Genomic DNA, 26,310 nt, shown 5'->3' on the forward strand with positions numbered 1-26,310 from the left:
TTCTTGACGACCATAGAGCGTTGGAACCACCTGATCCCATCCCGAACTCAGAAGTGAAACGATGCATCGCCGATGGTAGTGTGGGGTTTCCCCATGTGAGAGTAGGTCATCGTCAAGATTAAATTCCAGAACCCCTGTCTGCTAACGCAGACAGGGGTTTTGTCGTTTCAGGGAAATAAAAAATCAGGCCGCTTTGCGAGCCGTATTGATCTTCCACGCAACCGATTACTTCTTCCGGAACGGTTTGTCACGGGGGTAATCACAGCGCCTCAGCTGAGGCCGTTTGAACGGCGCCCTTAAAATCGAAAAAGCCAGCCCCTGAATGATCAGGGGCTGGCTTTTTTATGCATAAGGCTAAGGTTCAGAACTGGTAGCTGACCGTGGCCGCGACGTTGCGCTCTTCGCCCATGTAGCAAAAGCTCAGACTGGCGCAGGAGGCCACGTAAGACTCGTTGGTCAGGTTGTTCGCGTTCAATCGAACGTCGACGCCCTTCAAGCCGACCTTGCCCAGGTCATAACCGATCGATGCGTCGAACAACGTGTAAGACGGCACCTTCAGTGTGTTTTCCGCATCCGCCCAGCTATAACCGACATAACGCACACCACCGCCTAAACGCAGGCCATCGAGTGCCGCGCTATCGAACTTGTAGTCGGCCCACAACGATGCCATGTGCCGCGGTGCCTGAGTCGGCGAGTTGCCTTTGTTTTCGATTACGTCGGTCGGCGTACTCAGGGTACTGACCATCGACTTCGAATACTCGATATCGGTGAAGGTATAGCTACCGAGCACTTTCAGGTTGTCGGTCACCTGCATGTGCGCTTCCAGTTCCAGACCTTGCGAACGCACGGCGCCGACAGCACGGTAGAAATTTTCCTGGGGCAGCTTGGTCGCCAGGTTCTCCTGATCGATATGGAACAGCGAGGCGGTGAACAGATTGTCGGTGCCTGGCGGCTGGTACTTCAGGCCGACTTCCCATTGCGTTCCGTCGGTTGGCGGCAGTGGATTGCCGGCGCTGTCAGCATACGAGTTCGGGTTAAACGACTCGGAATAGCTGATGTACGGCGCCAAGCCGTTTTCGAACAGATACAACGCGCCAGCGCGGCCGGTCAGTTTGGTGCGGCGGTCGTTGATTTCGGTGCCCACTGGCCGTCCCGCTTCGGCGAGACGGTTCTCATCCGACGTCTCGACCCAGTCCTGACGCAGGCCGAGTGAGAAGCGCCACTGGTCCATCTCGATCAGGTCTTGCAGGTATACGCCGGTTTGTTCCAGGCGGCGCAGATAGCGGGTCTCGCCGTACATGTCGATCGCCGAATTACCGTAGACCGGATCGAAGGCATTGATCGGCGCCAGGCCGCCGCTGGTCCAGTCGACCACGGTTTTGCGCCGTTGATAATCTGCGCCCATCAACACGGTGTGCTTGGTGGCACCGGTGAAGAATTCGGCCTGCAGCATGTTGTCGACGATGAACGCATGCAGACGCTCATCGCCGCCGGTGTAATAGCGGTTCAGTTCGTTGCTGGTTGGCGTCGTCCAGCCATAGGCGTAGACCTGATCCATGTTCACTTTGGAGTCGAGGTAACGGAAATTCTGCCGTGCCGTGAAGACATCGTTGAAGCGATGTTCGAACTGATAGCCAAACGACTGCTGATCCCGCGAATACCCATCAACTCCCGGCTCGCCCTCGAAGAAGTGCGGCGAGATGCGGTTGCCGTTGCGCTGATGAATCGTCCCGTCTGCCGGCACGCCGCCGTGGTAGCCGCCATCCGGATCGTGTTGTAGATACGCCTGCAGTGTCAGCGAAGTGTCTTCAGTGAAATCGATGCTCAGGGTTGGGGCGAGAGCGAAGCGTTTTTCCTTGTTGTGGTCGAATTGCGTGTCGGATTGATCCGTCAAACCGGTCAGACGATAGGCGATGCGCTTGTCGTCATCGACCGGACCGCTGAAGTCAAAACCGACACCGCGCTGGCCTTGGGTGCCGACCGTGGCCTGAACTTGATGATAGGCCTCGTACAACGGTTTTTTGCTGGTCAGCGCCACCAGGCCACCGGGCGAACTGCGACCGTACAACACGGACGATGGGCCTTTGAGAATATCCACGCGTTCAAGGAAATACGGATCGACCTGCATGGTGCTGTAGGTGCCGCTGTCACCCATCGACTTGAGGCCGTCGAGATAGATGTTGTCCACCGAACCGTCGTTGAAACCGCGCATCGCCACATAGTCGTATCGATGCGTCGCGCCGTAAGGATTGGTCAGCACGCCGGGGGTATAACGCATCGTCTGGGAGACGGTCTGCGAGCCTTGATCGTCCATTTGCTCGCGAGTCACCACCGATACGCTTTGTGACGTTTCCAGCAGCGCGGTACTGGTCTTGGTGGCGATCTGGCTGTGGGTGGCGTTGTAGCCCTCCATGCTGCCCAGTGCATTTCCGAGAGCGAAGCCTTTGATATCAGTGGCCGGCAGCGCCAGTGCATCGCTGTCGCTGACTGAGTGCAGAATGTAGCTGGCGCCATCCTGGCTGACCGCTTCCAGACCCGAGCCACTCAGCAAATGGCTCAACGCTTGATCGGTTGAATATTCGCCCTGCACGCCTGGCGACTGCCGCCCCTGCGTTTGCTGGGGTGTCATCGACAAGGTAATACCCGCCTCGCGCGCAAACCGGTTCAGTGCTTCGTCCAAGGGGCCGGCGCCAATGTTGTAGCGATGGCTGCTCGCTTCACTGGCATTAGCGGCGAGGCTCAGGGCAGGCAACACTCCGGTGCCCAGAGCAGTGGAGAGCAGGGCGGCGCGAACGGCGTGGCGTAACAGGGCTGCTTCGGCAGTGAAATGCAGAGGTTTTTTACAGGTGATGCGGACAGTCATTGTCGGTTTCCGTGGCAAGTCGCTAAAGCGGAATGGAGGTGCTTACTGACCAAGCCGGATTTGCCGCAAAAAACCGCCAAAATAATTTCAGGCCACTGCCTCAATCATTACCCACCACCGGGTGCGATAGCGCAACTGCACCGGCAACGTCTGCGGCAAAATGCCCAACAGCTTGTCGGTGTCCTCCAGGCGGAACACGCCGGACAGGCGCAAATCTGCCACCGCCGGCGCGCACGTCACGAAACCTGGACGATAACGTCCGACCTCGTTGAGAAAATCGCCCAGGCGCATATTGCGAGTGACGATCAGACCGTCGACCCACGCGCCCGCGTCCATATCAGGTGGCGGCGCCGGGCGTACCTGGTGGTGATCGATCAGGTAGGTCTGCCCGGCGAGTGACTCAACCAAGGTGCCAGCGCTATGAATGGTCACACGGCCGTGGGTGACGCTCAGCCGCGTGCAATCACTGTCCTGACGCAGGATGAAGCGGGCGTGGGTCGGCTCATAAACGCCGTGACGACTTTGTACGCGTAGCGCCCGATTGAACGCCGCGCCTTCATCGTTACCACCGCATGTGACGATGATTTCGCCGCGATTGAGTTTGATCAACCGCTGCTGCGCGGTGTAGTCCAGATCCACCGCACTGGCAGTGTTCAGCTCGATCCGCGTGCCGTCGGGCAGCTGGAACCCGCGACGCTCGCCGGTCGCCGTAGCGTAATCAGCGCGCCACTGCTGCCACACGGAGGTGTCCTTGGCCAGCCATGCCGCGGAGCCCATCAGCACCGCGCCGGACAGCAGCTTCAAGGCTTGTCGCCGGCCCAGTCCTTGCGCACTGTTTTCCAGCGTATTGAACGCGACCTGGGCGCCGGGCGCTGCGCGCAGGTTATGGCTCAGTTCGGCCTGCAGCGACTGCACGCGCTGCCAGGCCAGTTCATGTTCATGATGTTCGGCGCGCCACGCATCGCACTGATGACTCAGGCGCGCATTGCCATGGTTGTTGCGCAGGCGCAGCAACCAGTGGATGGCTTGCTTGACCACCTGTTGCGGCGGCTCGGCGCGACGCCCGACCGAGTTGTTATCCACTGGCATCAACTTGCGTACCGCAACACGTAGCAGTGATACAGCGCAGCGGCGATGTAACGTTCGACTGAGCGCAGAGACAAGCCCATTCGCGCGGCGATCTGCTTGTGGGTCAAGCCTTCGCACTGCGCCAGCAGAAACGCCTGACGCACTTTCGGCCGCAAGCCTTCGAGCATGCGCGCAATGTCTTCAAGCAATTCGATTACCAGCGCGCGGGTTTCGGCGCTTGGGGCTTCGGCTTCGGGCAAGTGGGCGATGGTTTCGAGATAGGCGCGTTCGATTTCTTCACGACGCCAGAGGTCGATCACCAGACCACGGGCGATGGTGCGTAAAAATGCGCGAGGTGCTTTCAGTTCCAGGCGTTCGCTGCGCTGCAGCAGACGGACGAAGGTGTCCTGGGCCAGATCCGCCGCATCCGCGGCATTGCCCAGTCGCGCTCGCAGCCAGGCGTTGAGCCAGCCGTGATGACTCCGGTAAAGCGCCTGCACTGCAAACTCAGGTGAGGACATGAACGCAACAGCCCGAACGTCACAAATGATAATTAATCGCATTGTCATCAAGGGCTACAGAATTTGCAACCGGCGCTGCAAAAACAGTCACCAAGAAATGACCGGCGAACGCTCTGGCACGCCGTTCGGCGGGAATCTGGCTGAAATACCGTGCATTTCCTGCAAAGCGCTAAGTTTTCTCCGAAGCGTGCCGACAGACTGGTGAGACATGCGTGCACCAAAGTAGAGCGGCCGTCAGAACGCCGCCTGCGCTGTACATGGAATGTTGCATCCCGGAACGCATCCCCACTTTTGCATAAGAAGTCCCATGAAATGAATCTCAAGTTCAGCCATAAAATCCTGTTGGCCGCCTCGGGCGTCGTGGTCCTGGCTTTCGCTTTGTTCACCCTCTACAACGACTATCTGCAGCGCAACACCATCGGCCAGAATCTTCAGTCGTCCGTGCAGCAGGCCGGCGATCTGACCGCCAGCAGCGTGCAGAACTGGATGAGCGGGCGAATTCTGGTGCTGGAAAACCTCGCGCAAAACGTTGCCCATCAGGGCAAGAACGCCGACTTCCCGGGGCTGGTCGATCAACCGGCCTTCACCTCGAACTTCCAGTTCACCTACGTCGGTCAAGCCAACGGGGTGTTCACCCAGCGCCCTGACGCGAAGATGCCCGACGGTTACGACCCGCGTCAGCGCCCTTGGTACAAGCAAGCCGTCGCTGCCGACAAAACCATGCTGACGCCGCCGTACATGGCGGCGGTCGGTGGTCTGGTGGTGACCATCGCCATGCCGGTGAAAAACAATGGCGAACTGCTGGGTGTGGTCGGCGGTGACCTGAGCCTGGAAACCCTGGTGAAGATCATCAATTCGGTGGACTTCGGTGGCCTCGGTCACGCATTCCTCGTCAGCGGTGACGGCCAGGTGATCGTCAGCCCGGACAAAGACCAGGTAATGAAGAACCTCAAGGACATCTACCCGAACGCCGGCGTGCGCATCGAGAAGGGCAACCAGAACGTGGTACTCAACGGCCAGGAGCGCATCCTGTCGTTCACCCCGGTCAGCGGCTTGCCGAATGCCGACTGGTACATCGGCCTGTCGATCGATCGTGACAAGGCCTACGCCGCGCTCAGCCAGTTCCGCACTTCGGCGTTGATCGCGATGTTCGTCGCGGTCGCTGCGATTGCGCTGCTGCTGAGCCTGCTGATCAACGTTCTGATGCGTCCGCTGACCACCATGGGTCGTGCGATGCAGGACATCGCCCAGGGCGAAGGCGACCTGACTCGTCGTCTGGTCGTGCAAGGCAAGGATGAGTTCGCTGAACTGGGCAGTTCGTTCAACCAGTTCGTCGAGCGCATTCACGCGTCGATCTCCGAAGTGTCGTCGGCCACCCGTCATGTACACGACCTGTCGCAACGGGTGATGGCATCGTCCAACGCCTCGATCATTGGTTCCGACGAACAAAGCGCCCGTACCAATAGCGTGGCCGCCGCGATCAACCAGTTGGGCGCCGCGACTCAGGAAATCGCCCGCAACGCCGCCGACGCTTCGCAACACGCCAGCGGCGCGAGCGAACAGGCTGATGACGGTCGTCAGGTGGTCGAGCAGACCATTCAGGCGATGACCGAGCTGTCGCAGAAGATCAGCCTGTCGTGCACTCAGATCGAAACCCTCAATGCCAGCACCGACAACATCGGCCACATCCTCGATGTGATCAAAGGCATCTCGCAGCAGACCAACCTGCTGGCGCTCAACGCGGCCATCGAAGCGGCCCGTGCCGGTGAAGCCGGACGCGGTTTTGCCGTGGTGGCGGACGAAGTGCGTAACCTCGCGCATCGCACCCAGGAGTCGGCGGAGGAGATCCACAAGATGATCACTTCGTTGCAGGTCGGTTCCCGTGAAGCGGTGACCACCATGAACGCCAGTCAGGCGTCCAGCGAAGAGAGCGTTGAAGTGGCCAATCAGGCGGGCCTGCGCCTGGTCAGCGTGACCCAGCGCATCGGTGAAATCGACGGCATGAACCAGTCGGTGGCTGCCGCGACCGAGGAGCAGACGGCGGTGGTGGAAACCCTCAACGTCGACGTCAACCAGATCAACCTGCTGAACCAGCAGAGCGTCGCCAACCTCAATGAAACGTTGAAGGATTGTGATGCGTTGTCGCAGCAGGCGAATCGGTTGAAGCAGTTGGTCGACAGCTTCAAGATCTGACGTCTAGCAGACCGCGTTATCGTTCATCGCGGGCAAGCCCGCTCCCACAGGATTTCTGGCGAACACAACATCTGTGACCGACCTGGAGCCTGTGGGAGCTGGCTTGCCAGCGATAGTGGCGGTGCAATCACTGCCAATCCGAAGCCTTAGACAAACAGCTTCAGCACATTCCCCATCGCATCATCGGCAAACCCCTGCACGAAATCCTTGAACCCCGGCAGCGCCTCGGCACCTCCGCTGGCCGGTTCGGCAATGATTGTCCAGGTCGCCCGCGACTTGCCCGCCCCCAAAGATTCCACATTCATCGCCGCCCACAGATTGGCCACACCCAGCGTGTTGTAGATCGTGGTCCAGGTCATGGCGCGCGCCTGCTCATCGCGGGAGTTGAGTTGCTCGACCACCACGTTGCCGTCCTTGAAGACCTTCTTGCGCAGCGAGGACACGCCTTCACCGGTCATTTCGATGTGCGACAACGCCGGAATAAACCGGTCGAAAGCGGCGAAATTGCCGACCACCGCCCAAACCTGCGCCGCGTCCGCCGGCACTTCCACCGACGACACAACGTGGCAGCCGTGCGGGTTTTTGATCAAGGTGTCGGGTTGCAGATTGCTCATGGTGTTGCTCCTTTTTGATGAACTAGATGAAGTTGATCTGTTTCAGGTAATCGCAGCCGCGACGCAGCAGCGCCGGGGATTTTTCCGGGTATTGCGCGCCCATCTGTTGCACCCCGGCGTGGGCGTTGGCGTGGCCGATCAGGGAGATGTCGCCGATGTCTTCCTCGAAGCCGTTGAGGTAGAAACCAAGCACGCCGAACAGCGCGTTGTCGGCGTCGACCCGGCCCAGTTGCTGTTGCCAGTCGGCGACACTGACCAGCGAAAATTCGCTGCCGGTTTCGCGGAACGACGCGACGTAGGCATCCCAACTCAGCGGCTCGGGGTTGTGCAGGTTGAACACCGCTCGCTCGCTCGAATAACGGCTGGCGTGGAAGGCGATGAAACGGGCGAGAAAGTCCACCGGCATCAGGTCGAAATTCAGTGCGAAGGCCGGCACCTGACCGAGCTGGATCGAGCCCTTGAGCATCAGCATCAAACGGTTCTTGTGCGGTTGGCAGACGCCGCTCAGGCTGTTGAAACTGATGTTGCCGGGGCGATACAGGTTGACCCACACCCCACGCGCGCGCGCCCGCTCAAGGATGCGCTCGCCGACCCACTTCGACAGGTTGTAGCCATTGCGGATGTAGATCGGCGGGGTCGGTGCGGCGGGCAGTTCGAGTACGCGGCCTTCGCTATCGATGGTGCTGGAAGCGGACAGCGTCGAGACAAAGTTGAAGACCTTTTTGCTGCGCCCTTCACACAGGCGCAGCAGCTCGAAAATCGGCTCGACGTTATCCGCGGCCAGCGACTCGTAATCGAGCACATGGTTGACGTTGGCGGCGTTGTGCACCAGTGCGCCGAACTCGCGATCCAGGCGCTGATAATCGGCGTCGGCCAAGCCCAGTTGCGGGCGGGTGATGTCTGCCGAGTAGATCCGCACCCGGCTCAGGTCCAGATGCTCCAGGCGGTTCTCGCGCAACGCCTGGGCAAACCGCTGCGCCGCCGTTTGTCCGCCACCGTCACGCACCAGACACGCCACCTCGCTGGCGCCCCAGCCGAGCAGCGCTTCGACAATGTGTACGCCGACAAAACTGTTGGCGCCGGTGACGATCACTTTGTGCACATCGCCCAGGCGACTGATCGGCAACGGCTCGATGTTCAGCGGGCGTTCGGCGTCGGCCATGGCCTGGGCGCTGAGCACCGCGCTGTCATCGGTCCCGCGCACCAGCGTTGCGAGCTTGATGATGGTCGGCAATTCGATGAAGCGGTTGATCGAAATGCTACGGCCGAATTCCTCACGCAAACGCAGCAACATGCGCGACAGCAGGATCGAATGCCCACCGAGGTTGAAGAAACTTTCGTCGGTGGAAATATCGCTGGTGGGCAGCTCCAGCAGTTCCGCCCAGATCTCCAGCAGCAGCGCTTCGTCGGCATTTGCCGGCAGGCATTTCGGGCCGCTGTCCTGCACGCTCACCGGCAGTTCCAGCAACGCCTTGCGGTCGACCTTGCCGTTGCTGGCGAATGGCATGTGCGGCAGTTCAGTCCACGCCACCGGTTGCATGTAGTCCGGCAAAAACTGCTGGGCATGCGCCTTCAATAGATCGCGGGCAGCGTCCGACTGCGGCTGCGCAAGGAACGCCAGAATCCGCCGCTGACTGTCGATCACCACCGCCACCTGACGGTACAACTGGCTCTCGCGCAGGCAGCGTTCGATCTCTTCCGGCTCGACCCGGAAACCACGGATTTTCACCTGATTGTCGCGCCGTCCGCACAGCTCGATACCGTGTTCGCCCCACTTGGCCATGTCGCCACTGCGGTAGGCGCGCAAGCTCTCACCGTGCGGCAGTTGCAGGGTCAGGTAGCGCTCGGCGGTCTGCTGTGGGTTGTTCAAGTAACCGAGGCAGACGCCGGGACCGACGATGAACAATTCGCCGACGGTGTTCTCCGTCACCGGTTGCAGGTCGTCATCGAGAATCAGCACCTGACTGTTGGCAATCGGTGCGCCAAGAGTGCGGTTACTGTCACCCGGTTTGAGTTGGCGAGCGGTAATCAGCACCGTCGCTTCGGTGGGGCCGTACAGGTTATGCAGCTTGCCCTGACGGGTCAGTTGCTCGATGACGAAGGGCTCGCAGACGTCGCCACCGGTCATTACTTCCACGCCTTGCAATTGCTCCAGCGGCAGGATGCTCAGCAGCGCTGGCGGCAGGAACGCGTGGGTCAGTTGCCGGCGGCGGATCAACGCCACCAGTTGCAGCGGATCGCGGCGCTGGGTGTCGTCGGGCACCACCAGTTCGGCGCCCTGCAGCAGCGTCGGAAAGATATCGATCAGCGATGAGTCGAAGCTCAGCGAAGAGAACTGCAACACCCGGCTTTCGGCGCGCAACTGCACGTAATCGGCGTACCACGCGGTAAAGTGCGCGAGGTTCGCCTGGCTCAGCAGCACGCCCTTCGGATGCCCGGTAGTGCCTGAGGTGTAGAGCGCCATGCACGGTGCTTCAAGCGTCGGCGGTTGACGCATCAACGGTTGGCTGAGATCCGCATCCGCGCTGTCGATACAACTGACATCCAGACCGGGCATTGACTCACTGAGCGGGTGCTCGCCATCGTGCAGCAGCAACACCGCGCCAGCGTTCTGCAGGATGTATTGCTGGCGCTGCAACGGATGGCTCGGCTCCAGCGGCAGGTACACCGCGCCACTGCCGAGCACCGCCAGAATCGAGGCAAACAGCGCCGGGCTTTTCGGCTGACAGATACCTACGATCCACGGCTGCGGATGTTGTTTGAGCAATGGCAGCAGGCGTTGCTGGATCGCACAGCTGTGGGCGTGTAACTGGCGATAGCTGAGCGACTGCTCGGCCAGGTGCAGCGCCGGTCGCTCGGCGTGTTCGATCAGGCTGCGTTGCAGACGCTCGATCAGCGGTATCTGCGCCTGCTTGAGCAGTATCGGGTTGGCCGTGTCGTTAAGGCGATGGACGTAGGCCAGGCTGTCGAGAAACCGCAGGTCTTCCACCTGTTCGAAATCCGCTGCCGTGGCGGGCATCACCTGCTGGAAATACTCGGCATCGCGGGAGAAACGGCTGACCAGCAGCGCGACTTCGTCAACCACCTGCGTCAGCACCCGCTGACGCAGAGCCTGCCCGTTGCCGGACGGCTCATCGCCAATCGGCACACGGCTGATCAGAGACGAGCCGAGGAAGCACAGCAGGTCGAGCGTCGGTAAACCGCCAAGGCTAGGCGAACCGATACCCAGGCGCAGATGCAGGTGCGGGATGGCGCAGAAATCGCCGGCGCCGATGAAGCCATCGTCGATGATCAGATCCACCGGCGATTGCGCCGCGCCGCTGCGCAGCAAGGTGTGACCGTGTTGTTCGAGTTCCTGCGCCAGGTCGGTCATGGCCTGGCTGGCGCCAATCAGCAAAATGTCGAGACGTCTCATGTCAGCCTCCTCATCAAACCAGATAGTCGCGCAGGGCGTGCTGCACGCAGGGCGTGTCGAGCAGCGAGCTGCTGTGGAAAAAACGCACGATGTTGCCCACCAGCGGATGATGGCGATTGATCGGGAAGACCAGGCCGGCCATCTCGTCCTTGAGGGAACGGCGCACGGTATCGCTGACCGGCAAGGCGTCGATCAGGCGCAGATCGAAGGACTTTTGAATGTCGTTGGTCAGGTAATGGCCGATAAACACCGGCAGGATCTGCGCGATGGTTGCCCGGTCCGCGTCACTGGCGGTGTGCCAATAGATGCGCACCATGCGCGCCCAGAAACTGGAATGCCGTCCCTCATCCAGCAAGTGATCGGCCATCAGGCCTTTGATCGACGGCTTGACCGTGTCGTCACGGGCAAACGCGGCGACGTCGCCGGTCACGGTGTTTTCGGCGATCGCCACGCAGATCAGCTCCACCGCGCTGCGCAGGTGCTCGGGCGCCAACGCCACAGCGGCAGGAATCGCCCGGCTCAGTTCAATTTCAGTGGGCAGTTCGATCGGCTCGATGCCGGTCATGGCTACGGTCTGTTGCATGAAGTCCATCGCCACCAGCGCGTGGTAATCCTCGTCCACCACCACGGTCATGGCGTCGTAGCGACAGGCGAACGGGAAGGCCACGGCAAAGCGATTCTTGGCGATACTGCGCGCGGTCTTGTCGACGATCTCGGTTTCGAAAATCACCACGTCGTTGATGAACTTGTACAGCGTCTGCACCAGGGCAAAATCCCGCTGTTGCGGGCACTCGCGCAGAAAGGTGTCGCTGAGCACCAGGGGCTGGCGGCTCAACGGATAGATCAGGCGCTCATCGTCTTCCAGTACGCGCCGTGGCCGGGTGCGGATGGTGGCGCGGCTTTCCCAGGCGTCGGCGAAGGATTGGTAATCGGCGGCGTTCATTGGGCCACCTCCGCCAACGATTCGCGCATGCTCAGACGCAGGCCGTCCCATAAGGCGATGCGGCTTTCCACCGCCGCGATGGCACTGGCGTAGACTTCGGCTTCGCGTTGCGGATCGCCATCGACCAGACGCTCAAGCAGTTGCTCCGCCGCCGGACCGTGATCTTCGGAATCGACCTCGATGTGGCGCTCCAGGTAGTAGCGAAAGGTCGGCGCCTGTTCGATACCGATCCCCCAGTCATCGAGGATGCGCTGGAACATGGTCGGGATGACGCTCTCGCGACCATGCAGGAACGCGGCAGCGACGCTGTGGCCTGGCGCATGCAGCGCGGTGTTCAGCGTCTCGCGAACAAATTTTGCTGCTGCCGGATCCACTTCCACGCTTTGCAGGGCGACGTCGTAACTCACGCCCTCCTGTTGCAGCGCGACAAAGCGTTCGACTGCCGTGGTGCTCGCACCGACTTCGCGCATGGCGTCCAGATACAGCTCGAAATGACTGTAATGGCCGTGAGCGGGACGGTCGTCGGACTCTTCGCCGAGCACGATCTCGTTGATCAGCCGCGCAGCATGCGGGTCACGCGGCGGCAGCCACGGCAGACGGGTGCAGGTCAGTTCTTGTTGGAGACGCTTGGTCAGCGACATGAAATCCCAGACGGCGAAGACGTGGGATTCCATGAACCGGCGCAGTACCGATAACGAATCGATTTCAGTAAAGATCGGATGAACGCTCAATTGAGCTTTTATCAGGGCGAGTTGTTCTTTAGTTGGCGTCATGGCTAACCTCGGTGTTATTGGAATAGAGAAAGTTGCTCGTTCGGTGCGTCAACGCAGACTGTCTGGGGTTTAAACTTTTATATTGGCGAGCGCTGGCCTCATTCAGTTAAATGAACGTGTGAAAATTGCATTGGAGGCTCTGGGCTGTGCCAGGGCGACTATTTGCCATGGCTGTCAGCTGAATGCGGAGCCGTGCCGTGTTTGCGGGGTTTAACCTGCTCGGCGAGGAAAAACTAATACATCATCAAATAACTTAACAAGTTTATTTTTAATTATTTTAAGTTCGCTGTTTTTTAAGTATGAGTTGGTCCGGTAAAACTTATTAATTAAGTTTTACTTGGGCGTAGTTACTCCTTTCGGCGAACAGTGGCCAAAATTGAAGACAAGAGTGAATGCCTCACTCAGAGCAACTTTTCGATACAAGAATTGAAGTTATGTATAGGGGTGAAAGTTGGCCGGGAACGGCGCCGTAACTTCCTTTTATCCCGTGGCAAGGCTCCTTCCGTAGGTTCCTGGTGCGAGGACTGCGCCGGCGGTGCGGTGCGTCCCCGTTCTTCATGGGTTGGCTGTTCAAGAGTGCGGGTAAATTGGCGGGACGGCTATGACCGATTCGTCCGCGGCGAGCTGCATTACCGGACTTATGGGGGCGCTGGGAGGTTAGAGCGAACAGGCGAATCCGCCACCGGGTTTGCGGCAGACCGTAGAGAGGATTTGTAAGCGGGTTATTCGCCGGTCAGCTGCGAGCGACTGAGACCGGCGTTGAAGGCATCAGCGGACCGTCTTGCGGTGTTGTCCGGCAGGGCTGGCGAGGTAACGGGTGATCACCTCGACGCCACGGTTGAGGTGTTGTGTGAGCAGCTTCACCGACAGTTCGACATCGCGTTCGATCACGGCCTGGAGCATCGCCCGGTGATCTTCCTGGGACAGTTTGCCCAGTCCCATGGCTTCGAGGTTGAAACGCAGAAACCGCTCTTCTTCGTTCAGGCCGTCTTCGACCAGTCGCAGCAACCGCTGATTCGGCGCCTTGCGGTACAAGGCCATGTGGAACAGGCGATTGAGTCGACCGATTTCGCTGTAGTCGTGCTGGGTCTCGAGTGCTTCGATATAACCGGCGGCAAGCGCGTGATCGGCGCTGGTCAGCAGCGGAACCGACTGGCGCATGGCTTCGGATTCGAGCAGGATTCGCAACTCGTAGGTTTCAGTAGCGTCGCCCTGAATCAACGGGGCAACCACAGCGCCTTTGTGGGTCGTGACGCTCAGCAGCTCTTGGGCCTCCAGCTGACGCAGAGCCTCGCGCACCGGCATGCGGCTGACCCCGAACAAGTCAGCCAGATCCTGCTGACGCAGGGCGGTGCCGCACGGTAAACGACCGTCAAGGATCGCCGAGCGCAACGTCTCCTCGATGATCGAACGGGCAAGATGTGCAGGAATCGGCCCATCGACTTTGATGCTGTGCAGCGGGTTGGGCTTCTGTGTCACAACTACTCACCCTGAATGAAGACGGAATTTGGATCCAAAGACACTAGTGATTGCTCTACAGGTTGTCAAACCATGTAAAGGATTGCTGTCCTGAGTAAAGTTTAGCGCGCTGGCGATGATCTCATGGTGCCATTGTTTTTTGCCGGGCTAAGCTTCACCATCAAACGCTTTCCTTCCTGCCCCCTTGGAAACCTGCTGTGGCGGTACGTTTCGCGATCCCTCGGACTTTGCGCTGGCTAGGCTGCGCACTGCTGCTGGCCGGCGTCATGCTGGGCGGTCTGCATGCCGATTGGGATTTTTCCGCGATCAGCCGCAAAGCCACGGCGCTGTACGGGCCGCTGGGCGCCGGGCAGCAGCGGATCGATGCCTGGCAGAACCTGCTGGCCACGCAGAAACAGGTCAGCGAGATGGAAAAACTGAAAGTCGTGAACCTGTTTTTCAACAAACAGGTGCGCTATGTAGAGGACATCGATCTGTGGGGCCAGGTCGATTATTGGGAGACGCCCATCGAAGCGCTGTGGAAAGGCGCCGGCGATTGCGAAGACTACGCGATCGCCAAGTATTTCAGCCTGCGCCATCTCGGGGTCTCCAGTGACAAGCTGCGCATCACCTACGTCAAGGCGCTGCGCCAGAATCGCGCGCACATGGTACTGACTTACTACGCCACCCCCGATGCCATGCCGCTGGTGCTCGACAGTCTGATCGATCCGATTCAGCCTGCGTCCCAGCGAACCGATTTGCTGCCGGTCTACTCTTTCAATGCCGAAGGTCTGTACCTGCCGGGAGCCAAGGGCAACAAAAAGGTCGGTGACACCAAACGCCTGTCGCGCTGGCAGGATGTGCTGAAGAAAATGCAGGCCGAAGGTTTTCCGGTCGAAACGACTAACTAGGAGCACGCGCTCAGATGTCTTTGTTCAAACAGCTGTTGATCGCTATCTGTCTGTTCCTGGTGGTCGCCTTCACCGGCAGCTTCATGGTCAGTCTGGAGAGCTCGCGCACCCAGTACGTCAACCAGCTGCGCTCCCATGCCCAGGACGCTGCCACGGCGCTGGCGTTGTCGCTGACGCCGAATATCGACGACCCGGCGATGGTCGAGCTGCTGGTCAGCTCGATTTTCGACAGCGGTTATTACGCGAGCATCCGTGTGGTCGACCTCAAGACCGACCAGACCATCGTCGAGCGCAGCGGGATTCCGGCGGTGAGCAATGTGCCTGACTGGTTCGTCAAACTGATCGGCCTGGAACCGGCCGGTGGCGATGCCTTGGTCAGCCGTGGCTGGGAGCAGGCCGCGCGGGTCGAGGTGGTCAGCCACCCGATGTTTGCCGTGGCCAAGCTGTGGCAGAGCGCGTTGGGCAGCCTCGGCTGGCTGTTGCTGTGCGGCGCGGTCAGTGCGGTGCTCGGTGCGTTGCTGCTGCGCCGGCAATTGCGCCCGCTGGATTACATGGTCAAACAGTCCCACGCCATCGCCCGTCGCGAGTTCCTCAGCCTGCCGGAGCTGCCGCGCACCCCGGAACTGCGGCGCGTGGTGCAGGCGATGAACCAGATGGTCGAGAAGCTCAAGGCGTTGTTCCAGGAACAGGCCGAGCGCAGTGAAAAACTGCGCGCCGAGTCTTATCAGGACAATCTCACGGGGCTGGCCAACCGGCGCTATTTCGAGATGCAACTGCACAATCGGGTGAGCAACCCGGAGCAGGCCAGTTCCGGTTACCTGCTGTTGTTGCGGGTCAAGGATCTGGCCGGGCTCAACCAGCGCCTGGGCGGTCAGCGCACGGATGAACTGTTGAAAGCCGTCGGCGAGCAGTTGTCCCGCGAATGCGCCAAATACCCGGAAACCCAGAACCTCGTGACGCGCATCCGCGGCGGTGAGTTCGCCGTACTGGCGCCAGGGCTGGTGCGTGAAGAGGCGCTGCAACTGGCGCAAAACCTCGACAGTGCGCTGAGCAGCCTGCACGCCACCGGCGCCACTGATGTGCCGGCCGTGGCCTCCATCGGCCTCGCCCCGTTTGCCCACGGCGATTCACCGCAAGCAGTGCTGACCCTGGGTGATCAGGCGCTGGCGCAGGCCGAGGGGCAGGGCGAGCAGAACTGGGCGTGCATCGATCAGAGCCTGGTGGCCGAGGTTGGCGACGATCACCACGCCTGGCATCGATTGCTCGATCAGGCACTGAATCAGCAACGCTTCGAGTTGTACTTCCAACCGGTGGTGGCTGCGCAGGACACGCAACTGGTGCTGCATTACAAAGTGGTCTCGCGCTTGCTGGATGAGCAGGGCCAGACCATTCCCGCCGGGCGCTTCCTGCCGTGGCTCGAGCGTTTCGGCTGGACCGCACGACTCGACCGCTTGATGCTCGAGCGTGTGCTGGAGCAGATGAAAGCGCATGAGGATTCGCTGGCGCTGAACCTGTCCTCGGCAACCCTGGCCGATCCACAGGCATTGAACAAGGTGTTCGAGATTCTGCGCGCGCACTCCGACCTCGGCGAGCGTCTGACGCTGGAGATCGGTGAGGAGCAACTGCCGGAGCAAGCGGTGCTGGAGCAGTTGACCCGGCGTCTGCGTGAACTCGGTTTCTCCCTGAGCCTGCAGCGCTTTGGTGGACGCTTCAGCATGATCGGCAACCTGGCGCGGCTGGGGCTGGCGTATCTGAAGATCGATGGCAGCTATATTCGTGCGATCGATCAGGAAAGTGACAAGCGTCTGTTCATCGAGGCCATTCAGCGGGCGGCGCATAGTATTGATCTGCCGCTGATTGCCGAGCGCGTCGAGACTGAAGGGGAATTGTCGGTGATTCGCGAGATGGGCTTGTATGGGGTGCAGGGGCAGCTGTTTGGTGAGCCCAAGCCCTGGAGCTGAGCCGTTGTCCGCGTGGCGTCAGTGATGCCGCCATCGCGGGCAAGCCCGCTCCCACAGGATTTTGTGTCGTTCACATAACTGCGGTAACCCATCCCATTGTGGGAGCGGGCTTGCCCGCGATGAGGCCAGATCAGTCAACGAAGATTCGGGATCAGATCAGCCCGCCTTCATCTTCATCGATCAACTGGCTCAACCCGCCCAACGCTTCCCGTGCCTGGGTCCGGTCCATCAGTTTGGCTTGCGCCGCCGGCGGCAGGTCGGTGACGCGGATCACGCCCTTCTGGGTCAGCACCTGAATCAGGTCGTCGAGTACCCGAATCATTTCAAAGTCGCTCTGCTTGAGCTGTTTGAGGCTGTTTTCCACGGCCGCGTTGGCGAACCAGGCCTGGATGTCATGGTGGTCGGCCGGCAGCGTTTCCGTGGCCTCGGCGTAGGCCGCCGCTTCCACGCGAATCAACTGACCCTGCGCATCGCGTTGCACGTAAAACATTGAGCATCCCTCAGAAAGAACCAGCGTCATGCTGTCAGCAGCATAGGCCAACTGCGCGCGAGTATGCGGGCTGGCGACGAAATCGTCACCGCCGAGTTAGCCGCAAACGTGACGGCCGCCCCAAGGGGCGGCCGTTTTGTACACGCATCAGCTGTTGTTGTGGTCGACCTTGATGGTCGGATCGCTGCCGGCGATCAGGTTGTGAATGTTGGCGCTCGACCAGTTGTTGCCTTCCAGTTTGATCGTCACGTCCGGCGTGGCGGCTGCCGCGTCGCCGGAGTTGAACTTGCCCGCCGAGCTGACTTGCAGCGACGACGTGCCATCAACCGTGGTGATCTTCAGGAAGTTGTCGATGGTGCTGCCGGTTTCGCCCTGCAACAGGTCACGCAGGTCGATGCGGTCGCCTTCGCTGGCGTTGAAGTCCTTGATCACGTCGTTGCCGGTGTCGCCTGCTTTCCAGACGAAGGTGTCGGCACCGGAACCACCGATCAGGATGTCGTTGCCCTGGCCACCGATCAGCGTGTCGTTGCCGGTGCCGCCGAGCAGGATGTCATTGCCCTTGCCGCCGTCGAGCAGGTCGTTGCCGCCCGAGCCGAAGAGGATGTCATTGCCTGCGCCACCCAGCAGCGTGTCGTTGCCATCGTGCGCACCGGAGACATCGAACGCCTGATAGTGCTCGGTGATGTACTGGTGCACGTTGCTGGTGGTGACTTTGCTGACGTCAACCCCGGTTTCCTTGGCCACGAACGCCTGCATCGCCTGATAACCCTCACCGGCAATGCCGTTGAAGCTCACCAGGTCGCCGAACAGGATGTCGTTGCCGTCGCCACCGCTGACAGTGTCGTTGCCCGGCATCGTCGCTTCGGTATGGCCGATGATCGAGTTGGCCAGATCCTTCGGATCGATGTTGGTTTGCGGCAAGTGATCCGAGTCATACGGTTTCAGGTCGTTGAGGCTGACACCGCTGTTGATACCGATGGCTTCGACGTTCGACAGACCGCTGAGCAAGGCGAAGCTGCTGCTGGAGTTGTCGGTGGTGGCAGTCGTGGTGCTGTTACCAGTGCCGGCCAGGCTCGACAGCTCGTAGGTGCCGTCACCCTGAGCGTGAACCGTGCCCAGGTTGGTGGTGGTCCAGCCGCGGCCGTTGTAGGTCTGCAACTGGGCATAACCGCTGGAGTTGATGCTCAGGTAATGCGTGTTGTCGATGTAGGTGCTGAAGGTATCGCCCAGCTTGTAGTTGCTGGTCGTGACCACACTGTCGAACTTCACGCTGCCATACAGCGTCGGGTTGGTCTGCTCGCCGCTCTGGTAGTAGGTCGGCTGGCCGTCGGTGATGAAGTAGGTAAGGTTCTTCGCCCCGGTGTTGGCCAGCGCTTCCGTGCTCTGGAAGAAGTTGGCCGTGGTCTTGAACACGTCTTCGTAGTTGGTGCCGCCACCGGAGGTCATCGAGTCGAGTACGGCTTTGAGCTGGGTGAGCGCGTTCGGGTCGTTGAGGTTCACCGAGACCGACTTGTTGACCTGAGTATCGAAGTCCACCAGGAAGATGTTCACGGTCCCCGAGTTGCTGCCGCCCAGGCTCTGCTTGAGGGTGTTGAACACCGAGGTCAGCGAGTCTTTGGCCGCGTTGATCGACGAGGTGCTCATACTGCCCGAGCTGTCGACCATGAACGCAATGTTGTAGTTGGTACCCGGCACCACAGTCAGACCGCCGATGTCGGCGACCATGATGTCGTTGCCGTCGGTGCCGTTGAAGGTGTCATCGCCCGAAGTACCGACCACGGCGTTGTACACCGCCGGCACCACGGTGACCGGAATCGTCGCGGTGCTGCTGGCCGAGCCGCCGACCATCTCGGTGGAAGTCGACGTCACGGTCAGGTTGAACTGGCCGTTGTAGTAGGTCGGCGGGGTCACGGTCAGGCTGCCGAGGCTCCAGCCGGTGACGTTGGCTTCGCCGTTGCTCGCGGTAACGGTGAAACTGTGGCCATGGCCGTCGGAGAGTACCGAACCGACCGGCGCACCGCTGATCTTCACGCTCAGGGTTTCCGAGCCGTCGGTGTCGGTCAGCGCGGTGTTGATCGCCGACAGTTTCACCGTGGTGCCTTCGGCGCCGGTGTTGAGTTTGTAGCCGTCGTAATAGCCTTCGCCGTTGGTACCGTGCAGGTCGGAGACGGTCACACCGGCGTTCACCAGATCCTGCACGCCGGTGTAGATCGGCACGCCGGCGCTGCTCAGGTCGATCGGCGTGCTGCCGTTGACCGACAGGTTCACGTCATAGCTGCCCGGGCCGCTCTGGTTGTGGTGGTAGATGTCCAGGGTGTAGTAGCCGCTGGTGGTCGGGGTAAACGAACCGCTGATCGTACCGCCCGCGCCCCAGGTGCCCGACGCCACGCTCTTGCCGCCGATGGTGATCAGCAGGCTGTCGTCAGCCACGCCGCTGAAGCTGTAGGTCTTGCCGGCTTCCAGATAGATCAGGCCCGAGGTTTTCGACGCGGTGCCGGCGGTCACGCTGCCGTCCGACTGCACGTTGGTCACGTTGGTGCTGGAGTTCGGGGTGCCGGCGCCATCGATCACGTTTTTCAGCGTGGTCGAGTCAGCGCCATTGCCGCTGGTACCCAGGCCCGCCAGACCGGTCCAGACTTCCTTGACCAGTCCGGTGGATTTCACGCTGTTGTCGGCCACGCTCACGGTCGGTGCATCCGCCACTGGCGTGATGTCGATCTTCACGGTGCCGGTGTTGCCCAGCAGTTGGCCGTCGGTTGGCTGGAACTTGATCTGCGCGTAGTCGGCCTGGTTGTTGCCCATGCCGGTGCCGCCGTAACCGTTGACGCCCGACTCGTTGGCATCCGGCAGGAAGCGCAGCTTGCCCGCGTCGATGTCAGCCTTGCTGAAGGTCTGGTTGTTGGCGACGTCTTTCCAGGTCGAACCGTCCAGGTACTGCAGTTTGCCTTCGCCCGGCAGTTGGGTGATTTTGATCCCCAGGCTGCTGGCCGGGCTGTCCACGTCGGTCACACCGAAAGTCGACCAGCCGAGGATCAGCGGGGTGTCTTCGGTGCCGGTGACGTTGACTGGCGCTGCAACCGGCGCATCGTTGACCGCCACCACGTTGACCGTGGTGGTCGCAGTGTTGGAGTAGTTGCCGCCATCGGTCACGGTCACGGTGATGATCCGTGGCACGGTGCTCGGGTCTTCACTGCTGTTGGTGAAGGTGATGTTCTTGATGGCCTGCATGTAGTCGGCCAGCGTCGCGTTACCCGACAGGGTCAGGGTCACGGTGCCGTTGGTGCTGTTGGCATTGATGGTGATGCCGTTGACGCTGTTGCCAAGGTTCAGCGCATCGCCGTCCTGACGGTTGGTCAGGACGATGGTCGCACCGGTCAGCATGGTGCTGTCCGGGTCGGTGATCGTCAGGTCAGTGTCGGCAATCGACACGCCGGCGCCCGGGGTGTTTTCGGTGAACGTCACCTTGTAGTCGGCACCGGTGGCGCCGCTGGAGTTGTTGGCATCCAGGTCGATGACCGGTGGCGCATCGTTGTCGATGATCGAGGTGCTGACGCTGCCGTTGGTGCTGCTGACAGCCAGGTTCTCGAAGTTGCCGCCGGTGGCCGAGTCGATCTTGACCACGAAGTTCTCGGTGCCTTCGGTGATCTTGTCATCGATGGTCGCGACGTTGAACTGCGCGCTGCTGGCGCCTGCCGGGATCTTCACGGTGTACACGCCAGTGAAGTCCGAACCGTCGGCGGCGGTGCCGCTGTAGACGATTTTCAGGGTCACGTCGGTTTGCGCCGGGTGGGTCAGGCTGACGGTGTAGCTGGCGGTCTGGCCTTCGGTCACCGAGGTGCTGCCGGTGATGCTGACGGTGGTGGTGTCGATGGTATCGGCGACGCTGGTGACGGCCGGTGTCGTGCTCGGTACCAGGTTCTCGAAGTTGCCACCGCTGGCGTTGGTGATGGTCGCCTGCACGCTGCCGGCGTCTTTGTAGACATCGTCAGCCGGAGCCGGAACGGTCACGGTGCCAGTGGTTTTGCCGGCGTCGATGGTGATCACCGAACCGTTGCTCAGGGTCACGGTCACTGGCGAGCCGGCGGCGTTGCTCAGGGTCGCGGTGTAGGTGATCTGGCCGCCCTCGTTCACCGCCGGGGTCGCGCTCAGCGAAAGGCTGGTGGTGTCGACGGTGTCGGTCACGGTGGTGCTGACCGGGGTCTTGTCGGCCACGAGGTTTTCGTAATTGCCGCCGGTCACGTTGCTGATCGAGTTGGTCAACGGCGCGTGGCCGGTCAGTGCATCGTTTGGCGCGATGCTGGTCACGGTGCCGGTGGTCTTGCCGATGTCGATGGTGATCGTCTGGCCGTTGGCCAGGGTCACCACGACTGGCGAGCCAGTCACAGGTGCGCCGACGGTGGCGGTGTAGGTGACGGTGCCACCTTCGGCCACGGTGCCCGTGGCGCTGAGCTTCACGCCAGTGGTGTCGATGGTGTCGGTGACGCTGGTCACGGCTGGCGTGGTGCTTGGTACCAGATTTTCGAAGCTGCCACCGGTGGCAGTCTTGATCGTGGCCTGCACGGTGCCGGCGTCTTTATAGACGTCGTCGGCCGGAGCAGGGACGGTGACGGTGCCGGTGGTTTTGCCGGCGTCGATGGTGATCACGGCGCCGTTGCTCAGTGTCACGGTCACTGGCGAGCCAGCGGCGTTAGTCAGGGTTGCGGTGTAAACGATCGAGCCGCCTTCGGCCACGGTGCCGGTCGCGGACAGCGACAGGTTGGTGGTGTCGACGGTATCGGTCACGGTGGTGCTGACCGGCGTTTTGTCGGCCACGAGGTTCTCGTAGTTGCCGCCGCTGACGTTGGTGATGGCGTTGGTCAGTGGAGCGTGGCCGGTCAGCGCGTCGTTTGGCGCAGCAGTGGTCACGGTGCCGGTGGTCTTGCCGATGTCGATGGTGATCGTCTGGCCGTTGGCCAGGGTCACCACGACTGGCGAGCCTGTCACAGGTGCACCGACGGTGGCGGTGTAGACAACGTTGCCGCCTTCCGCTGCGGTGCCGGTGGCGCTCAGCTTCACGGTGGTGGTGTCGATGGTGTCGGTGACACTGGTCACGGCTGGCGTGGTGCTTGGTACCAGATTTTCGAAATTGCCACCGCTGGCATTGGTGATGGTGGCCTGGACGGTGCCGGCATCTTTGTAGACGTCGTCAGCCGGAGCCGGCACGGTCACGGTGCCGGTGGTTTTGCCGGCGTCGATGGTGATCACGGCGCCGTTCGACAGAGTCACGGTGACTGGCGAGCCGGCCGCGTTGGTCAGGGTTGCGGTGTAAATGATCGAACCACCCTCGGCGACCGTATTAGTGGCGCTCAGGGACAGGTTGGTGGTGTCGACAGTGTCGGTCACAGTGGTGCTGACCGGCGTCTTGTCGGCCACCAGATTTTCGTAGTTGCCGCCAGTCACGTCAGTGATCGAGTTGGTCAACGGCGCGTGGCCGGTCAGCGCATCGTTCGGCGCGATGGCGGTCACGGTGCCGGTGGTCTTGCCGATGTCGATGGTGATCGTCTGGCCGTTGGCAAGTGTCACAACGACAGGCGAACCCGTGACTGGCGCACCGACGGTGGCGGTGTAGGTGACGGTGCCACCTTCAGCCACGGTGCCAGTGGCGGTGAGTTTCACCCCAGTGGTGTCGATGGTGTCGGTGACGTTGGTTACGGCCGGCGTGGTGCTTGGTACCAGATTTTCGAAGTTGCCACCTGTCGCCGACTTGATGGTCGCCTGCACGGTACCGGCGTCTTTGTAGACGTCGTCCGCTGGAGCCGGAACGGTGACGGTGCCGGTGGTTTTGCCCGCGTCGATGGTGATGACTGCACCGTTGCTCAACGTCACGGTCACTGGCGAGCCAGCGGCGTTGGTCAGGGTTGCGGTGTAGATGATCGAACCACCCTCGGCGACCGAGTTGGTTGCGCTCAGGGACAGGTTGGTGGTGTCGACAGTGTCGGTCACGGTGGTGCTGACCGGGGTCTTGTCGGCCACCAGATTTTCGTAGTTGCCGCCGGTCACGTTAGTAATGGCGTTGGTCAACGGTGCATGACCGGTCAATACGTCATTCGGCGCGGTGGTGGTCACCGTGCCGGTGGTTTTACCGACTTCGATGGTGATGTTCTGACCGTTGGCCAGAGTCACCACAACCGGCGAACCGGTGACTGGCGCACCGACGGTCGCGGTGTAAGTGACAGTGCCACCTTCAGCCGCAGACTCGGTCGCGGTCAGTTTGACCGTGGTGGTATCGATGGTATCGGTGACGCTGGTCACGGCCGGGGTGTTGCTGGTCACCAGGTTTTCGAAATTGCCGCCAGTCGCGCTCTTGATCGTGGCCTCAACGGTGCCGGCGTCTTTGTAGACGTCATCAGCCGGAGCCGGAACGGTCACGGTGCCGGTGGTTTTACCGGCGTCGATGGTGATCACGGCGCCGTTCGACAGGGTCACGGTGACTGGGGAGCCAGCGGCGTTGGTCAGGGTCGCGGTGTAAACGATCGAGCCACCTTCGGCCACGGTACCGGTCGCGGACAGCGACAGGTTGGTGGTGTCGACTGTATCGGTGACCGTGGTGTTGACCGGGGTTTTGTCGGCAACGAGGTTCTCGTAGTTGCCACCGCTCACGTCAGTGATCGCGTTGGTCAATGGCGCATGACCGGTCAGCGCATCGTTCGGTGCGGTGGTGGTGACGGTGCCGGTGGTTTTGCCGACTTCGATGGTGATGTTCTGACCGTTGGCCAGGGTCACCACGACTGGCGAGCCAGTCACTGGCGCACCAACGGTCGCGGTGTAGGTGACGGTACCACCTTCGGCAGCAGACTCGGTCGCGGTCAGTTTGACCGTGGTGGTATCAATGGTGTCGGTGACCTGAGTCACAGCCGGCACAGTACTCGGTACCAGATTTTCGAAGTTGCCACCGGTAGCGTTGGTGATCGTTGCCTGAATGGTGCCGGCGTCTTTGTACACGTCATCGGCAGGTGCCGGAACGGTCACAGTGCCAGTGGTTTTGCCCGCTTCGATGGTAATCACGGCGCCGTTGCTCAACGTCACGGTGACTGGCGAGCCAGCGGCGTTGGTCAAGGTCGCGGTGTAGATGATCGAACCACCCTCGGCGACCGAATTGGTTGCGCTCAGCGACAGGTTGGTGGTGTCGACTGTATCGGTAACGGTGGTCGAAACCGTGGTTTTGTCGGCGACCAGATTCTCGTAATTGCCACCGGTCACGTTAGTGATGGCGTTGGTCAACGGCGTATGGCCGGTCAGCGCGTCGTTCGGTGCTGTAGTGGTTACAGTACCGGTGGTTTTACCCACTTCGATGGTGATGTTCTGGCCGTTGGCGAGAGTCACGGTCACTGGCGAACCGGTTACCGGTGCACCGACGGTTGCGGTATAGGTGACGGTGCCACCTTCAGCCGCAGACTCGGTCGCAGTCAGTTTGACCGTGGTGGTATCGATGGTATCGGTGACGTTGGTGACGGCTGGAACGGTGCTCGGCACCAGGTTCTCGAAGTTGCCACCGGTCGCGGTGGAAATGGTTGCTTCGACTTTACCGGCGTCTTTGTAAACGTCATCGGCCGGAGCTGGAACAGTCACGGTACCGGTGGTTTTACCGGCTTCGATGGTGATCACCGCGCCGTTGGACAGGGTCACGGTCACCGGAGTCCCGGCCGGATTGGTCAGGGTTGCGGTGTAAACGATCGAGCCACCTTCGGCCACGGTACCGGTCGCGGACAGCGACAGGTTGGTGGTGTCGACGGTGTCGGTGACATTAGTCGAAACCGGCGTTTTATCCGCCACAAGGTTTTCGTAGTTACCGCCGCTCACGTCGGTGATGGCGTTGGTCAGCGGCGCATGGCCGGTCAGCGCATCGTTCGGCGCGGTGGTGGTGACGGTGCCGGTGGTTTTGCCGACTTCGATGGTGATGTTCTGACCGTTGGCCAGGGTCACGACCACAGGCGAACCGGTCACTGGTGCGCCCACGGTAGCGGTATAGGTGACGGTGCCACCTTCAGCCGCAGACTCGGTCGCAGTCAGTTTGACCGTGGTGGTGTCGATGGTGTCGGTAACGTTGGTGACGGCCGGAACCGTGCTAGGCACCAGATTCTCGAAGTTGCCACCAGTAGCGCTGGAGATGGTCGCTTCGACTTTACCCGCGTCTTTGTAAACGTCATCGGCCGGAGCTGGAACAGTCACGGTACCGGTAGTTTTACCGGCTTCGATGGTGATCACCGCGCCGTTGGACAGGGTCACGGTGACTGGGGAGCCAGCGGCGTTGGTCAGGGTCGCGGTGTAAACGATCGAGCCACCTTCGGCCACGGTACCGGTCGCGGACAGCGACAGGTTGGTGGTGTCGACTGTATCGGTGACCGTGGTATTGACCGGGGTTTTGTCGGCAACGAGGTTCTCGTAGTTGCCACCGCTCACGTCAGTGATCGCGTTGGTCAATGGCGCATGACCGGTCAGCGCATCGTTCGGTGCGGTGGTGGTTACGGTGCCGGTGGTTTTGCCGACTTCGATGGTGATGTTCTGACCGTTGGCCAGGGTCACCACGACTGGCGAGCCAGTCACCGGCGCACCAACGGTCGCGGTGTAGGTGACGGTACCATCTTCGGCAGCAGACTCGGTCGCGGTCAGTTTGACCGTGGTGGTATCAATGGTGTCGGTGACCTGAGTCACAGCCGGCACAGTACTCGGTACCAGATTTTCGAAGTTGCCACCGGTAGCGTTGGTGATCGTTGCCTGAATGGTGCCGGCGTCTTTGTACACGTCATCGGCAGGTGCCGGAACGGTCACAGTGCCAGTGGTTTTGCCCGCGTCGATGGTGATGACTGCACCGTTGCTCAACGTCACGGTCACTGGCGAGCCAGCGGCGTTGGTCAGGGTTGCGGTGTAGATGATCGAACCACCCTCGGCGACCGAGTTGGTTGCGCTCAGGGAAAGGTTGGTGGTGTCGACAGTGTCGGTCACGGTGGTGCTGACCGGGGTCTTGTCGGCCACCAGATTTTCGTAGTTGCCGCCGGTCACGTTAGTAATGGCGTTGGTCAACGGTGCATGACCGGTCAATACGTCATTCGGCGCGGTGGTG

At 60.9% G+C, this 26,310-nt stretch carries 13 protein-coding genes and 1 rRNA gene; 4 read left to right on the forward strand and 10 right to left on the reverse strand.

What is annotated here, in order from left to right; all coding sequences use genetic code 11:
- Window positions 1–2: 2 nt before the first annotated feature.
- A 5S ribosomal RNA gene (gene rrf / locus L6D63_RS27170) occupies window positions 3–118 on the forward strand.
- Between the two features lie 243 nt (window positions 119–361).
- On the opposite strand, the gene L6D63_RS27175 is transcribed toward rrf, so the two are convergent.
- From L6D63_RS27175 to L6D63_RS27185, 3 genes are all read right to left on the reverse strand, one after another.
- Window positions 362–2,863 (reverse strand): TonB-dependent siderophore receptor, encoded by a 2,502-nt coding sequence (locus L6D63_RS27175; protein ID WP_131670817.1) that lies wholly within the window; start codon window positions 2,861–2,863, stop codon window positions 362–364.
- A gap of 87 nt (window positions 2,864–2,950) precedes the next feature.
- Window positions 2,951–3,952 (reverse strand): FecR domain-containing protein, encoded by a 1,002-nt coding sequence (locus L6D63_RS27180; RefSeq protein WP_131670818.1) that lies wholly within the window; start codon window positions 3,950–3,952, stop codon window positions 2,951–2,953.
- The gene (locus L6D63_RS27185; protein WP_047290705.1) at window positions 3,952–4,452 is read right to left on the reverse strand and encodes a sigma-70 family RNA polymerase sigma factor; all 501 of its coding nucleotides are present in this window, start codon (window positions 4,450–4,452) and stop codon (window positions 3,952–3,954) included. Before L6D63_RS27185 ends, L6D63_RS27180 begins: the two co-directional genes overlap by 1 nt.
- Window positions 4,453–4,764: 312 nt before the next feature.
- Here L6D63_RS27185 and L6D63_RS27190 point away from each other — a divergent pair, with 312 nt between their 5' ends.
- Window positions 4,765–6,645, forward strand: a complete 1,881-nt coding sequence (locus tag L6D63_RS27190; protein WP_047290706.1) for a methyl-accepting chemotaxis protein — start codon at window positions 4,765–4,767, stop codon at window positions 6,643–6,645.
- Between the two features lie 146 nt (window positions 6,646–6,791).
- Here the strand turns inward: L6D63_RS27190 and L6D63_RS27195 are convergent, their stop codons facing one another.
- The 5 genes from L6D63_RS27195 to L6D63_RS27215 all read right to left on the reverse strand — a co-directional run bounded on the left by L6D63_RS27195 (window position 6,792) and on the right by L6D63_RS27215 (window position 13,869).
- A complete protein-coding gene (locus L6D63_RS27195; protein WP_047290707.1) occupies window positions 6,792–7,259 on the reverse strand; it encodes an SRPBCC family protein in 468 nt (155 codons plus the stop codon).
- A gap of 22 nt (window positions 7,260–7,281) precedes the next feature.
- Window positions 7,282–10,674, reverse strand: a complete 3,393-nt coding sequence (locus tag L6D63_RS27200) for a non-ribosomal peptide synthetase (protein WP_131670819.1) — start codon at window positions 10,672–10,674, stop codon at window positions 7,282–7,284.
- 13 nt (window positions 10,675–10,687) lie between these two features.
- Window positions 10,688–11,617 (reverse strand): diiron oxygenase, encoded by a 930-nt coding sequence (locus L6D63_RS27205; RefSeq protein WP_131670820.1) that lies wholly within the window; start codon window positions 11,615–11,617, stop codon window positions 10,688–10,690.
- The gene (locus L6D63_RS27210) at window positions 11,614–12,390 is read right to left on the reverse strand and encodes a DUF3050 domain-containing protein (RefSeq protein ID WP_047290710.1); all 777 of its coding nucleotides are present in this window, start codon (window positions 12,388–12,390) and stop codon (window positions 11,614–11,616) included. The genes L6D63_RS27205 and L6D63_RS27210 overlap by 4 nt, the downstream gene beginning before the upstream one ends.
- Before the next feature lie 768 nt (window positions 12,391–13,158).
- On the reverse strand, window positions 13,159–13,869 hold the full coding sequence (locus L6D63_RS27215) for a GntR family transcriptional regulator (protein WP_095667878.1): 711 nt from the start codon (window positions 13,867–13,869) through the stop codon (window positions 13,159–13,161).
- A 197-nt stretch (window positions 13,870–14,066) separates the two neighbouring features.
- Here L6D63_RS27215 and lapG point away from each other — a divergent pair, with 197 nt between their 5' ends.
- Entirely contained in the window at window positions 14,067–14,759 is a 693-nt protein-coding gene (gene lapG, locus L6D63_RS27220; protein WP_007962016.1) for a cysteine protease LapG, read from the forward strand.
- A 14-nt stretch (window positions 14,760–14,773) separates the two neighbouring features.
- Window positions 14,774–16,720 carry a cyclic di-GMP receptor LapD gene (gene lapD / locus L6D63_RS27225; RefSeq protein ID WP_131670821.1) on the forward strand — a complete coding sequence of 649 codons (1,947 nt, stop codon included), beginning with the start codon at window positions 14,774–14,776 and terminating at the stop codon, window positions 16,718–16,720.
- A 151-nt stretch (window positions 16,721–16,871) separates the two neighbouring features.
- On the opposite strand, the gene L6D63_RS27230 is transcribed toward lapD, so the two are convergent.
- Both L6D63_RS27230 and L6D63_RS27235 read right to left on the reverse strand, forming a co-directional pair.
- The gene (locus L6D63_RS27230; protein ID WP_041070910.1) at window positions 16,872–17,210 is read right to left on the reverse strand and encodes a hypothetical protein; all 339 of its coding nucleotides are present in this window, start codon (window positions 17,208–17,210) and stop codon (window positions 16,872–16,874) included.
- A 147-nt stretch (window positions 17,211–17,357) separates the two neighbouring features.
- A partial coding sequence (locus tag L6D63_RS27235; RefSeq protein ID WP_236170461.1) for an immunoglobulin-like domain-containing protein occupies window positions 17,358–26,310 on the reverse strand: 8,953 nt, incomplete at its 5' end.

It is taken from the genome of Pseudomonas parakoreensis (genome assembly GCF_021602155.1).
Classification (GTDB): Bacteria; Pseudomonadota; Gammaproteobacteria; order Pseudomonadales; family Pseudomonadaceae; genus Aquipseudomonas; species Aquipseudomonas parakoreensis.